This is a genomic window from Sphingomonas qomolangmaensis (genome assembly GCF_024496245.1).
Classification (GTDB): domain Bacteria; phylum Pseudomonadota; class Alphaproteobacteria; order Sphingomonadales; family Sphingomonadaceae; genus Sphingomonas; species Sphingomonas qomolangmaensis.
The window spans coordinates 902,412-916,079 of record NZ_CP101740.1 but is presented as its reverse complement, the minus strand read 5'-3'; the positions used below and the strand labels follow the sequence as shown (position 1 = coordinate 916,079).

The following is a 13,668-nucleotide window of genomic DNA, read 5'->3' as shown; positions in this document are numbered from 1 at the left end:
TCATGCAGACACCCAATCTCCATAATTTCCGGCCGATCGAGATCGGACCGGTGCGGATCGACAGCCCGGTGCTGCTGGCGCCGATGACCGGTGTCACCGACCGACCGTTCCGCACGCTGGTCCGCCGCTTCGGATCGGGGCTCAACGTTACCGAGATGATCGCCAGCCAGGCGATGATCCGCGAGACGCGCCAGTCGCTGCAGAAGGCTGATTGGGATGCGGTCGAAGAGCCGATCTCGATGCAGCTCGCGGGTTGCACCCCGTACGAGATGGCCGAGGCGGCGAAGCTCAACGAGGATCGCGGCGCGGCGATCATCGACATCAACATGGGCTGCCCGGTCAAGAAGATCGTCAACGGCGACGCCGGCTCGGCACTGATGCGCGACCTGCCCAACGCCGCCGCGATCATCGATGCCACGGTGAAGGCGGTGAAGGTGCCGGTGACGCTCAAGATGCGGATGGGCTGGTGCCATGACAGCCTCAACGCGCCAGAGCTCGCGCGGATCGCCGAGGATCTGGGGGTCAAGCTGATTACCGTCCATGGCCGCACGCGCAACCAGATGTACAAGGGCTCGGCCGATTGGGGCTTCATCCGCCGGGTGAAGGACGCGGTGTCGCTGCCGGTGATCGCCAATGGCGACATCTGCTCGATCGCCGATGCCGAAGCCGCGCTCGAACAATCGGGCGCCGACGGGCTGATGATCGGCCGCGGTGCCTATGGCCGGCCGTGGCTGCTGGGGCAGGTGATGCAGTGGTTCGCCACCGGCCGCGAAGTGCCCGATCCGTCGATCAGCGACCAATATGACATGATCGCCGAGCATTATGACGCGATGCTGAGCCATTACGGCATCGAAACCGGTGTGAATATGGCGCGCAAGCATATCGGTTGGTACACCCGCGGGCTGCACGGTTCGGCCGAGTTCCGTAATCGCGTCAATCAGATCGCCGACCCGCGTACCGTGCAGGCGATGCTCGCCGAATTCTACGCCCCCTGGCGATCGCGCGCCGCGGCGTGATGGCGGGGGCGGGTTCGCCTGCATTTGCCGATCTGTTCGCCGCGCTGCCGGTAGCGGTGCTGGTGCTCGATGCCGGTGACGGCGTGGTGTTCGCCAATGGCGCGTGCGAGCAACTGCTCAACCAGTCCGAGCGATCGATGCGCGGGCTGGGGTTTCACCAGATCCTCGACGTGCCCGAGGAATATGCCGCGCGGCGCGATCGCGGGCTCGCGCTGTTTGACACCGACCTCACGACGCAGCGCGGGCACCGGATCCGCGTCGACCTGATCGAGGCGATGCTCGGCGATCATCCAGGCTGGCGGATCGTGACGCTGCACGATCTGGCGGTAGCGCGGCGGCACAGCGCGGGAGATCGCGGGGCGGGCGCGCGGGCGGCAGTCGGCGCCGCGGCGATGCTCGCGCACGAGATCAAGAACCCGCTGTCGGGGATACGCGGCGCGGCGCAGCTACTCGGATCGGGCGGCGGTGACGGCGAACTGACCGAACTCATCACCACCGAGGTCGATCGGATCGCCGCGTTGATCGATCGGATGCAGGATTTCACCGACACCCGCACCCCCGCGCTCGAATCCGCGAATATCTATCCGTTGCTGGCGCATGCCCGCCGCGTCGCCAGCGCAGGCTTTGCGCGCGCCCTGGTAATCGAGGAACGCTTCGATCCCTCGCTGCCGCCGGTGATGCTCGACGGCGATCGTTTCCTCCAGGTGATGCTCAACCTGCTCAAGAACGCTGCCGAGGCGGTGGCGGGGCAGGACGATGCGCGGATCGTGATCGCCACCGCCTATCGCCACGGCATGTCGGCGAGCGCAGGCCCCGGTCGCCCGCGCCAGCCGCTGCCGATCGAGATCTGCGTGCTCGACAATGGCCCCGGCGCCCCCACCGACATCGCCGCGCACCTGTTCGAACCCTTCGTATCGGGCAAGCCCGAGGGGCAGGGGCTTGGACTGCCGCTGGTCGAGAAGCTGGTGCGCGATATGGGCGGGATCGTCGGCTATGCGCGCGAAGGGGAGCCCGAATGGACGGTGTTGCGGTTGCTGTTGCCACGGGCGCCCGAATGAATCCGGTCGGCAGCATCCTGGTGTGCGACGACGACGCCGCGATCCGCACGGTGATCGCGCAGGCGCTGCGGCGCGCAGGCCATCGCGTCGTCACCGTCGGCACGCTGGCGCTGTTGCGCAGTGAACTCGCAAGCGGGCTTCCCGACGTGGTCGTCACCGACGTCATTCTGCCCGACGGCAACGGCCTCGATTTCGCCGCGACGCTCACTGCCGAGCATCCGCGGCTGCCGGTGATCGTGCTGTCGGCGCAGAACACGCTGACCACCGCGGTGCGCGCGACCGAGGCGGGGGCGTTCGATTACCTGCCCAAGCCATTCGACCTCGACGTGCTTGCCGACACCGTCCGGAGCGCGTTGGCGCGGCGCGTCGGGCGACCGATCGACGCAATCGATGGCGAAGACCCCGGGGTGCCGCTGATCGGGCGTTCGCCGCCGATGCAGGAATTGTATCGCGTCATTGCGCGGGTGGTGGCGAACGACCTGACGGTGCTTATCTCGGGCGAATCGGGCACCGGCAAGGAGCTGGTGGCGCGCGCGATCCACGATCTTGGCCCGCGCCGGCACGCGCCGTTCATCGCGCTCAACATGGCGGCGATCCCGCGCGAGCTGATCGAGGCCGAGCTGTTCGGGCACGAGCGCGGCGCCTTCACCGGGGCAGCGGCGCGCGTCGCGGGCAAGTTCGAACAGGCCGCAGGCGGCACGCTGTTCCTCGACGAGATCGGCGACATGCCGATGGAGGCGCAGACAAGGCTGCTGCGCGTGCTGCAATCGGGCGAGTTCACCACCGTCGGCGGCGCGCGGACGATCCGCGCCGATGTCCGCATCGTCGCCGCGACCAACAAGGATCTGCAGCTGCAGGTGGGGCAGGGGCAGTTTCGCGAGGATCTGTTCTACCGGCTCAACGTGGTGCCCGTCGCACTGCCCTCGCTGCGCGAACGGCGGCAGGATATCGGGCTGCTTGCGCGCCACTTCCTCGATCGCGCCGCCGAGAATGGCCTGCCGCGCAAGGGGATCGATCGTGGTGCATTGCTGGCGCTCGAAGCCTATGACTGGCCGGGCAATGTCCGCGAGCTCGAGAATCTCATGCGGCGGGTGGCGGCGCTGGGCCGCGACGAAACAATCGGCGCCGACGAGATCCGATCGAACCTCGGCAAGGAACCGCCGACCAATGCCGAACCCGATCCCGACCTTGCCGCCGCGATCCACGCACGGCTCGAGCGCATGGCGCGCGACGAGCCGCGCGCGTTCGAGGACGGCACGCTGTACGACCGGATCGTCGCTGAGGTCGAACGCCCATTGATCGAGGCGGTACTGGCGCGGTGCGGCAACAACCAGCTGCGCGCGGCACGCGTGCTGGGGATCAATCGCAACACGCTGCGCAAGCGGCTCGACACGCTCGAGATCGATACCGCGCGGCGGACGGTGACCGAGTAGCGGCCACCCGATCGGCGAAGCGGCAGAATATGTGTTTTCTAGGCAACGCTCTCGTTGTACCGTTGCAACGATGGAGGCAATGATCGACCCCGGATATCATGCCGCGCCGAGCGACCAGCGCCGCGCGGTAACGCCGGTAATCGAATGGGCCGTCCTTGCGGGCGCCATCGCGATCGGCATCGCCACTTATTTCATCATCACCGGCAGTACCGCGAGCGCGCGGCCCTTGTCGCCGCCGGTGGTGGCGCTGCTGCTGATCGCCAACATGCTGCCGGGGGTAGGGCTGCTCGTGCTGCTCGGCCGCCGCATCGCCAAGGCGCGCGCCGCGCGTTCGCCGATCGGCGGCGGGGGCCAGCTCCACGTCCGATTGGTCGCGCTCTTTTCGGTCCTGGCCAGCGTGCCGCTGATCCTGGTGACGATTGTCGCGTCGCTGTTGTTCCAATATGGCGTCGAATTCTTCTATTCGGACCGCGCGCGCGACATGATCGAGCGCGCCGCGACGCTCGCCAACGAATCCTATACCGAGATGACCCAATGGGTCGACAAGGAGAATATCGCGGTCGGGACCGACGTCTATAACCTGCTGTCGCAGGGCTATGGCTTCGATACCCCCGAGTTCGTCGAGATTTACGGCCAGAGCGTGCTCCAGCGCAGCCTCGCCGAATCGATCGTCTTCAAGGTTACCCCCAAGGACGAGATCCTCACCTTCGCGCTGCTCGATCCGTATGAGAACGGCCTGGCGGGCCAGATCAAGATCGCCGATGTCAGGGCGATCCGCGCGGGCAAGCCGAGCGTCGTCAGCGTCAATGGCGAGCGGATCCAGTCGCTCGCCCCGGTGCCCAATACCGAATATCTGATCGCCTCGAGCCGCGTGGTCGGCGCACGCGAATTGATGCTGCGCAAACAGCGCGCCGAATCGGTGGTGGCCGACTATCGCGCGCTGCAGGCCCGGTCGCGTGAATTGCAGCTGTTGTTCAACCTGGCGCTGCTCGGCATCTCGCTGGTGATCGTCGCGGCGGCGGTGTTCGTCGCGCTCGCGGTCGCCGATCGATTGGTGCGCCCGGTCGGCGAGCTGGTGGGTGCCGCGCGGAGGGTCGCGAGCGGCGATCTCGATGTGCGCGTGGCGCAGCCCAAATCGCAGGACGAGGTCGGCACGCTCGCCAGCGCGTTCAACCAGATGACCGAGCGGCTGCAGCAGCAGACCAACGCGCTGGTCAACGCCAACGCGCAGATCGAGAGCCGGCGCGCGTTGATCGAAGCGGTGATGTCGGGGGTGAGTGCCGGCGTGATGTCGATCGGCGCCGATCGCACCGTCCGGCTGATCAACAGCTCGGCGATCGCATTATTGAAGGCGAGCGACAGCCCGGTGGGACGCCCGCTCGGCGACGTCGCGCCCGAACTCGCGGCATTGCTCGACAGCGACCAGCGCGAGGCGGTGGTGCAGCTCAACGCCGGCGGTGAGGCCAAGACGCTCGCGGTCAAGATCGCGCGCGACGACGATATGGGCCTGATTCTCACCTTCGACGACATCACCCAGCAATTGCTCGACCAGCGCCGTGCGGCTTGGTCCGACGTCGCGCGCCGGATCGCGCACGAGATCAAGAACCCGCTCACCCCGATCCAGCTCGCCGCCGAGCGGCTCCAGCGCCGCTATGGCAAGCAGATCGACCCCGAGGACGGCACTTTTGCGCGGCTGACCGAGACGATCGTCCGCCAAGTCGGCGATCTGCGCCGGATGGTAGATGAATTCTCGTCGTTCGCGCGGATGCCCAAGCCGGTGTTCGAGCGCGAATCTTTGGTCGATATCGCTCGCCAGGCGCTGTTCCTGCACGAGGTCGCGCATCCCGAGATCGGCTTCGAGCTCGACCAAGATGATGCGCCCGAGGCGCTGGTGTGCGATCGCCGCCAGCTCGGCCAGGCGCTGACCAACGTCATCAAGAACGCGGTTGAGGCGATCGAGGCGCGCACCGGCGACGACCTGCCCGCGGGCGAGATCGCTCTGTCGCTCCGCGTCGAGGCCGATGGCCGCGCGGTGATCGAGCTGACCGACAATGGCGTCGGGCTGCCGGTCGAGCGCGACCGGATCGTCGAGCCCTATATGTCGACCCGCAACCGCGGCACCGGGCTCGGCCTCGCGATCGTCAAGAAGATCGTCGAGGAGCATTTCGGCACGATGGAATTCTCCGATCGCGCCGCGGGCGGCACCCGCGTGACGATGAGCTTCGATGCCCAGCTGCTCGCCAAGCTCACCAGCGACGGCGCCAGCGACGACGAAGACGACGACCTGCCGATCATGCTTACCCGAAATCGGACCTGAATCATGAGTTTAGATATCCTCGTCGTCGACGACGAACGCGACATCCGCGAACTGGTGGCCGGCGTTTTGGAAGACGAAGGCTATGCCACGCGCACCGCCGCCGACAGCGATTCGGCGCTCGAGGCGATCGCCGCGCGGCGACCATCGCTGGTGCTGCTCGATGTGTGGCTGCACGGATCGAAGCTCGACGGGCTCGAACTGCTCGAAGAAATCAAGCGGCGCGACCCGACGGTGCCGGTGCTGGTAATTTCGGGCCACGGCAATCTCGACACCGCGGTCGCGGCGATCCGGCGCGGCGCGTCTGACTTCATCGAAAAGCCGTTCGAGGCCGAGCGGCTGGTGCTGATGGTCGAACGCGCGACCGAGACCGAGCGGCTCAAGCGCGAGATCGCGTCGCTGCGCGCCTCGGCGGGCCGCGAGACCGACCTGACGGGCAATTCGGGGGCCATCAACACCGTGCGCGCGACGCTGAAACGCGTCGCGGGGACCGGCAGCCGCGTGCTAATCTCGGGTGGGGCAGGGGTCGGCAAGGAAGTCGCCGCGCGGCTGTTGCACGGCTGGAGCCTGCGCGCCGCGGCGCCCTTCGTGATCGTCAGCGCGGCGCGGATGACCCCCGAGCGCGTCGACGAGGAATTGTTCGGGATCGAGGATGCCAATGACCTCGTCCGCCCCGGGCTGCTCGAACAGGCGCATGGCGGCACCCTGTTCCTCGACGAAATCGCCGACATGCCGATCGCGACGCAGGCGCGGATCTTGCGCGTGCTGACCGACCAGAGCTTCAGCCGGGTAGGGGGCACGCGCGTCGTCAAGGTCGATGTCCGCGTCGTATCGGCGACCGCGCGCAACCTGATCGACGAGATCGCCGAGGGGCGGTTCCGCGAGGATCTGTATTACCGACTCAACGTGGTGCCGGTCGCGATCCCGTCGCTCACCGAACGGCGCGAGGATATTCCCCCGCTGGTCGAGCATTTCGTCGCGCATTATGCCGCCGAACGCCGCGTGCCGACCCCCGACATCGCGGGCGACGCGATGGTCGCGCTGCAATCCTATGAATGGCCGGGCAATGTCCGCCAGCTGCGCAACGTCGTCGAGCGCACCGTCATCCTGACGCCGGGCAACCGGATCGGCCGGATCGATCTCGACTTGCTGCCGCCAGAAGTGCTCGGTACCGGCAGCGACGGCGGGCAGGGGATGGGCGCGGGGGCGATCATGGGAACGCCGCTGCGCGAGGCACGCGAAACCTTCGAGCGCGAATATCTGCGCGTCCAGATCCGCCGCTTTTCGGGAAATATCTCGCGTACCGCCAGCTTCATCGGGATGGAGCGCTCGGCGCTGCACCGCAAGCTCAAGCTGCTCGGGATCACCGAAACGCGCGACGAATGAGCCTCCGGCTGGACGTTCGCGGGCCGGCTTCCTAGATTAACGGCGCGGGCGCAGCGATGCGCGCGCGACCGACGTCGGGGAACGGCGCATTCGCGGGACATGTCCCGCCAAAAACAAAGGCAGCCATCATGGCCGAAAAGCAAACCTCGCTGCAGGATCAGTTCCTGAACGCGCTCCGCCGGACCAAGACTCCGGTCACCATGTTCCTGGTCAAGGGCGTCAAGCTGCAGGGCATCGTCACCTGGTTCGACAATTTTTCGGTGCTGCTCCGCCGCGACGGCCAGTCGCAGCTGATCTACAAGCATGCGATCTCGACGATCATGCCTACCGGCCAGATGGACCTGGCACCGATCATCGAAAGCGTGGCAGCTTCGCAGGCCAAGCAGCCGGTTTTGCAGGAGATCTTCCTCACCGCGGTGCGCAAACAGGCTGAGCCGGTGACGATGTTCCTGGTCAATGGCGTGATGCTGCAGGGCCAGATCGCGGCGTTCGACCTGTTCTGCATGCTGCTCCAGCGCGACGGCATGTCGCAGCTCGTATACAAGCATGCGGTATCGACGGTGCAGCCAGCCAACCCGCTGAACCTGGCTGACGAGCAAACCCAGCCGGACGCGACTTGAGCACCGGCTTCGAACGCGACGGTGAGGATTTCGCGCGTGGCGCGCGGGCGATCGTGGTGCTGCCCGACCAAGGCGGATCGACCCGCGACACCGATGCGCGGCTCGAAGAGACTGCCGGCCTGGCAGCAGCAATCGGCGTCAAGGTGCGCGAGCGGATCGCCTTCCGCATCCGCGCGCCCAAGCCCGCGACGTTGCTGGGTGCGGGGCAGGTCGAACAGCTGGCCGAGAAGGTGCGCGACGACGCCATCACCCTCGCGGTGTTCGATTCGGCGCTGACCCCGGTACAGCAGCGCAACCTCGAGACCGGGCTCGGCTGCAAGGTGATCGACCGCACCGGGCTTATCCTCGAGATCTTCGGCGAGCGCGCGCGCACTGCCGAAGGCCGGCTTCAGGTCGAGCTGGCGCATCTCGACTATCAATCGTCGCGACTGGTGCGCAGCTGGACCCATCTCGAACGCCAGCGCGGCGGTTTCGGCTTTCTCGGCGGTCCGGGCGAAACGCAGATCGAGGCCGATCGTCGGCTGATCCGCGATCGGATGGCGCGGTTGCGGCGCGAACTCGACCAGGTCAGCCGTACACGCTCGCTCCATCGCGATCGGCGGCAGCGTGCACCGTGGCCGGTGGTGGCGTTGGTCGGCTACACCAATGCCGGCAAATCGACGCTGTTCAACCGGCTGACCGGCGCCGCGGTGATGGCCGAAGACCTGTTGTTCGCGACGCTCGACCCGACCTTGCGCCAGATCCAGTTGCCCGGCGTCGACAAGGCGATCCTGTCGGACACCGTCGGCTTCGTCTCGGACCTGCCGACTCAGTTGGTGGCATCGTTCAAGGCGACGCTCGAGGAGGTCATCTCCGCCGACCTGCTGATCCATGTCCGCGACGTCGCGCACCCTGACAGCGACGCGCAGCGCGCCGATGTTGAAAAGGTACTGAGCGAAATCGGCGTTGCCGAGACGACGCCGCGGCTCGAGGCGTGGAACAAACTCGACCTGCTTGACGACGAAGCGCGCGAATATCTCACCAACAAGGCGGCGGCGCGCGACGATGTCGCGATCCTGTCCGCGCTGACGGGGGAGGGTGTCGATGCGATGATCGAGGTCGCCGCCGCGCGGCTGACGCAGGGGCATCGGCGCTATCATCTGACGCTCGAAGCCGGCGACGGGGCGGGGGCTGCCTGGCTCCACCAGCACGGCGAAGTGCTCGATCACTGGATCGAGGAGGGCGATGCGATCTACGAAGTCCGGATGGCGCCCGCCGATCGCGTGCGGTTCGCCCAGCGCTGAAGCGTCAGCACCGGGCTTCGCTCGCCTTTGCGCCAAGCCACAGCGCTTCCTTTTCGTCGAGGCTCAGGCCGGGGAAATCGCTGCCGGCTTGCCGCTCCATCGCGCGGAAACGGCGTTCGAACTTGGCATTGGCGGCGCGCAGCGCGGCTTCGGGATCGACGCCCTGGTGCCGCGCCCAATTGACGACCGAGAATAGCAGATCGCCGATCTCTCCCTCGATCTCGCTCGGCGATGCGCCCTCGACCTCGGCGAGCTCTTCGTCGATCTTCGCGCGCGCGCCGCTGGCGTCGGGCCAGTCGAAGCCGACGCGGGCGGCGCGTTTCTGCAGCTTTTCGGCGCGCAGCAAGGCAGGCATCCCCAGCGCCACGCCGTCGAGCGCGCCCGAATCGGCACGCGCATGGCGTTCGGCGGCCTTCATTTGTTCCCAGCCAGGGAAATCCACCGCGTCACCGAAGATATGCGGGTGGCGGCGCGCCATCTTGTCGCTGACCGCAGCGACCACGTCGGGCAGCGCGAAAGCACCGGCTTCCTCGGCCATCCGGCTGTGGAACACGACCTGGAGCAACAGGTCGCCGAGTTCGTCCTTGAGGTCGATCATATCGCCGCGATCGATCGCATCGGCGACTTCATAGGCTTCCTCGATCGTATAGGGCGCGATCGAGGCGAAGCTCTGGGCAAGATCCCATTCGCAGCCATGCTGGGGGTCGCGGAGCCGTGCCATGATCGCCGTCAATCGCTCAATCATCTGACCTCCGAGTGACGCTATCCGTCGAACTGATAATATATATTATGTTAAATACAAGATCACGGTTGGCGGTCGGGCTCGAGGATCAGCGTGCGTTGCTCGACGCGCCACGACCCCAATCGCGACAGGAAGTTCATGCCGATCACGTTCACGTCGCCGAAGCTCGGCGCCACCACTACCGAAAGGTCGCGGGTTTCGAGTTGCCCGTCAATCGACACGGTTTGCGCCACCCCGCGCCGCGCCGATACGGTGCCGTTCGCCGTGTTGAGCAACACCGGCAAGCCGGCGCGCGATACGTCGATGCCGGCGCGCTCGGCGGTTTCCACCGACAAGGCAGTGATCGTCGCACCGCTATCGATCAGCATCCGCGTCGGCTCGCCGTTGATCGACACGCGCGCATAGAAATGGCCGTCGGGCGATTGGCGGATCCGCACGGTATCGCCCTCGACCGACTGGCCCGAAATTCCGAGCCTTTCACCGACCCCGCCCAGCGCCATCTCGATTCTGTCGCGGTTGAGTACCGCGACATAGATCAGCCCGATGATCAGCACCCAGCTGATCAGCGACCGCAGGAACAGCCCCAACGACATCCGGCGCAAGCTCAGCGAACTCAGCACCAACACCAGCACCCCGATTCCGAGCACCAGGTTGAGCGTGTCGTCCTCGGTCATGCGATGATTTCCATCCCGTCATAGCCGGGTTCGACCCCCGGCGGCAGCGATGCCCGCAGCGCCGCATAGTCCATCGACTGGTCCATGTGGATCAGCGCGGCAAAACGCGGCCGGATACGCGCGATGTAGTCGAGCGTGGCCTCGAGATGGGGGTGCGAAGGATGCGGCTGGTGGCGAAGCGCATCGACCACCCAGACGTCGCATCCTTGATACAAAGTCTCCATATCGCCCGTAAGCTCATGGAAATCTGTCGAATATACGATAGATGAATCCCCATGGTCGAAGCGAAGGCCGGCGCTCGTGATGTCGCCGTGCGGCTGATCGACCACGCGCACCACGACATCGCCGATCGTCACGCTATCATCCAACGGTTGCAGCCCGACCGTCGGCGGATACGCGCCGCGACCGTGGAAGACATAGGCGAACCGCCTTTCCAGTCCCGAGAAAGTGTGCGGCCGCGCATAGCCTGCGACCTGCCGACCGCGATTGTGCGCGATCTGGCGCAGATCGTCGATACCGTGGGTGTGATCGGCATGATCATGCGTCCAGATCACCGCATCGACGTCGCCGACATCGGCCCGCAGCAGCTGCTCGCGCATGTCGGCACCGGTGTCGATCAGGATACGCGTCGTCGCCGTGGAAACCAGCGCCGCGCAGCGGGTACGGCGGTTGCGCGGCTCGCCCGGATCACACGCGCCCCAGTCGTTGCCGATCCGCGGCACGCCGCTCGACGTGCCCGATCCCAGCAAGCGGATTTTCACGCGTGGGTCTTGCCGAACAGGGTGTGGAAATTCTCGGCGGTGGCCTTCGCCAGCACCTCGACCGGCTCCCCGCGCAGCTCGGCGAGGAACGCTGCGGTGTCGGCGACGAACGCGGGCTCGCCCAGCCGTCCGCGATGCGGCACCGGCGCCAGGAAAGGTGCGTCGGTCTCGATCAGCAGCCGATGGAGCGGCAGCCGTGCGGCGATCGCCTGCAGTTCGCGCGCGCTCTTGAAGGTCACGATACCCGAGATCGAGATGTAGAAACCCAGCGCAAGCGCTTGATCTGCAAAGCCGCTAGTGCCGGTGAAGCAGTGGATTACCCCGCCAAGGGCCCCCTTCCCCAGCTCGTCGCGCAGGATAGAGACGGTATCGTCCTCGGCGTCGCGGCTGTGCACGACGATCGGCAGCCCGGTTGCGCGCGCGGCGGCGCAATGCGCGCGGAAGATGATCGCCTGCGCCGCGCGGTCGCTATGGCCATAGTGATAGTCGAGCCCGCATTCGCCCAGGCCGACGACGCGCGGATGGTCGGCCGCTGCGGTCAGCGCATCGGCATCGACATGCGGGTGCGCATCGGCGTCGTGCGGGTGGACGCCGATCGTCGCCCAAACATCGGGCTCGCGCTCGGCGGTCGCGACGACGTCGCCCCACTCGCTCTCGCGCGTCGAGATGTTGAGCATCGCCCCCACCCCGCGCGCCCGCGCCCGCGCCAGCACCGCCGGCTGTTCGTCGACCAACCCCTTGTAGTTCAGGTGGCAGTGACTGTCGGCCAGCATCATGCCGCCGGTTCCTCCTCGGGGATTTCCAGTCGAGGGAAGATGGGGGTTGGCGACGCGATCCGAAACCCCGTCGCTGCGTGCGCGGCGTACCAGCCTTCGTCGGCAAGGGCCGCGTGGCTGCGATCCTCGACCCCCAATTGGTCGAGCATCGCGCCGGCGGCAGCTGGCACCACCGGCAGGATCGTGATCGCGCACAGCCGGATCGCGCGGATCAGCGTGCCGAGCACCGCCTCCATCCGCTCGGGATCGGTCTTGCGCAGCGCCCAGGGCGCCTGCGCATCGATATATTGGTTGCAGGCGAACACCCCGCGCATCCAGGCCTCGAGCGCCTGGGTGAGCCCGTGATCGCCGAACAGCCGGACGAACTCGGCGTTCGCTTCGCCCACGGTCGCCAGCAACGCCGCGTCGGCAGGGTCGCCGCGCCCCGCCCCCGGCATCGCGCCGTCGAGATTCTTGGCGATGAACGCCAGCGTGCGCTGCGCCAGATTGCCGAAGCTGTTCGACAGATCGGCATTGGCGCGCATCGCGATCGCGCGCGGCGAATAGCTGCCGTCCTGCCCCCAACCAATGTCGCGCAGCAGGAAATAGCGCAGCGCATCGACGCCGAACGCATCGGCGAGCGCCATCGGATCGGCGACGTTGCCGAGCGACTTCGACATCTTCTCGCCACGGTTGAGCACGAAGCCGTGGCCGAACACTTCCTTTGGCAGCGCGAGCCCCGCCGACATCAGGAACGCCGGCCAATAGACCGCGTGGAAGCGGACGATGTCCTTGCCGATGATGTGCGACGCCGCCGGCCAATAGCGCGAAAGCTCGCCGCCATCGGGATAGCCCGTGCCGGTGAGGTAGTTGGTGAGCGCATCGACCCAGACATACATCACATGGCCGTCGCTGCCCGGCACCGGCACCCCCCAATCGAAGCTGGTACGCGATACCGACAGGTCGATTAGCCCACCCTCGACGAAGCGGAGCACTTCGTTGCGGCGACTTTCGGGGCGGATGAAGCCCGGATTGGCGGCGTAGAAATCGAGCAAGGGCTGCTGATATTTCGACAGGCGGAAGAACCAGGTCTCCTCGGCGGTCCATTCGACCGGAGTGCCTTGCGGCGAGAGCTTGATGCCCCCTGCCCCCTCGGTCAGTTCCTTTTCCTCGTAGAAGGCTTCGTCGCGAACCGAATACCAGCCTTCGTAACGATCGAGATACAGGTCGCCGGCGTCCTGCATCGCCTGCCAGATCGCCTGGCTCGCGCGGTAATGTTCGGGCTCGACGGTGCGGATGAACCGGTCGCATGAAATGTTCAGACGTTGCGCCATGTCGCTGAAATATCCCGACATCTCGTCGGCAAGGTCGCGCACCGGCACGCCGCGGTCGCGCGCGGTCTGCACCATCTTCAGCCCATGCTCGTCGGTGCCGGTCTGGAAGCGCACGTCGCGCCCCGCCTGGCGCTGGAAGCGCGCAATCGCGTCGGCGGCGATCATTTCATAGGCGTGGCCGATATGCGGCTTGCCGTTGGGATAATGGATCGCGGTGGTGATGTAATAGGGTTCGGCCATGCGCGGCGTTTAGGGGGTGGGAGGGGCGTGGCACAAGCCCTGTCACCCGTTG

Annotated in this window: 12 protein-coding genes; 7 read left to right on the top strand and 5 right to left on the bottom strand. The window is 66.6% G+C overall.

Annotated elements, in window-relative coordinates; translation table 11 throughout:
- Nucleotides 1-2 precede the first annotated feature (2 nt).
- From dusB to hflX, 7 genes are all read left to right on the top strand, one after another.
- Nucleotides 3-1,016, top strand: a complete 1,014-nt coding sequence (gene dusB, locus NMP03_RS04400) for a tRNA dihydrouridine synthase DusB (protein ID WP_256507312.1) — start codon at nucleotides 3-5, stop codon at nucleotides 1,014-1,016.
- A complete protein-coding gene (locus NMP03_RS04395; RefSeq protein ID WP_256508005.1) occupies nucleotides 1,016-2,074 on the top strand; it encodes a two-component system sensor histidine kinase NtrB in 1,059 nt (352 codons plus the stop codon). Before dusB ends, NMP03_RS04395 begins: the two co-directional genes overlap by 1 nt.
- On the top strand, nucleotides 2,071-3,507 hold the full coding sequence (gene ntrC / locus NMP03_RS04390; protein ID WP_256507311.1) for a nitrogen regulation protein NR(I): 1,437 nt from the start codon (nucleotides 2,071-2,073) through the stop codon (nucleotides 3,505-3,507). Before NMP03_RS04395 ends, ntrC begins: the two co-directional genes overlap by 4 nt.
- 79 nt (nucleotides 3,508-3,586) lie before the next feature.
- Nucleotides 3,587-5,824 carry a sensor histidine kinase NtrY-like gene (locus NMP03_RS04385; RefSeq protein ID WP_256507310.1) on the top strand — a complete coding sequence of 746 codons (2,238 nt, stop codon included), beginning with the start codon at nucleotides 3,587-3,589 and terminating at the stop codon, nucleotides 5,822-5,824.
- Between the two features lie 3 nt (nucleotides 5,825-5,827).
- Entirely contained in the window at nucleotides 5,828-7,207 is a 1,380-nt protein-coding gene (ntrX, locus tag NMP03_RS04380) for a nitrogen assimilation response regulator NtrX (RefSeq protein ID WP_256507309.1), read from the top strand.
- A 128-nt stretch (nucleotides 7,208-7,335) separates the two neighbouring features.
- Complete coding sequence (hfq, locus tag NMP03_RS04375; protein ID WP_256507308.1) at nucleotides 7,336-7,827, top strand: RNA chaperone Hfq; 492 nt, start codon at nucleotides 7,336-7,338, stop codon at nucleotides 7,825-7,827.
- Entirely contained in the window at nucleotides 7,824-9,110 is a 1,287-nt protein-coding gene (gene hflX / locus NMP03_RS04370) for a GTPase HflX (protein WP_256507307.1), read from the top strand. Before hfq ends, hflX begins: the two co-directional genes overlap by 4 nt.
- Nucleotides 9,111-9,114: 4 nt before the next feature.
- Here the strand turns inward: hflX and mazG are convergent, their stop codons facing one another.
- Genes mazG through metG form a run of 5 tightly spaced genes read right to left on the bottom strand, consistent with a single transcriptional unit; the run spans nucleotide 9,115 to nucleotide 13,616 of the window.
- The gene (gene mazG / locus NMP03_RS04365; protein ID WP_256507306.1) at nucleotides 9,115-9,855 is read right to left on the bottom strand and encodes a nucleoside triphosphate pyrophosphohydrolase; all 741 of its coding nucleotides are present in this window, start codon (nucleotides 9,853-9,855) and stop codon (nucleotides 9,115-9,117) included.
- 59 nt (nucleotides 9,856-9,914) lie between these two features.
- On the bottom strand, nucleotides 9,915-10,526 hold the full coding sequence (locus NMP03_RS04360; protein WP_256507305.1) for a retropepsin-like aspartic protease family protein: 612 nt from the start codon (nucleotides 10,524-10,526) through the stop codon (nucleotides 9,915-9,917).
- Entirely contained in the window at nucleotides 10,523-11,287 is a 765-nt protein-coding gene (locus NMP03_RS04355; protein ID WP_256507304.1) for an MBL fold metallo-hydrolase, read from the bottom strand. The genes NMP03_RS04360 and NMP03_RS04355 overlap by 4 nt, the downstream gene beginning before the upstream one ends.
- Complete coding sequence (locus NMP03_RS04350; protein ID WP_256508004.1) at nucleotides 11,284-12,060, bottom strand: TatD family hydrolase; 777 nt, start codon at nucleotides 12,058-12,060, stop codon at nucleotides 11,284-11,286. The genes NMP03_RS04355 and NMP03_RS04350 overlap by 4 nt, the downstream gene beginning before the upstream one ends.
- Nucleotides 12,060-13,616, bottom strand: a complete 1,557-nt coding sequence (gene metG / locus NMP03_RS04345) for a methionine--tRNA ligase (protein ID WP_256507303.1) — start codon at nucleotides 13,614-13,616, stop codon at nucleotides 12,060-12,062. The genes NMP03_RS04350 and metG overlap by 1 nt, the downstream gene beginning before the upstream one ends.
- Nucleotides 13,617-13,668: the final 52 nt, after the last annotated feature.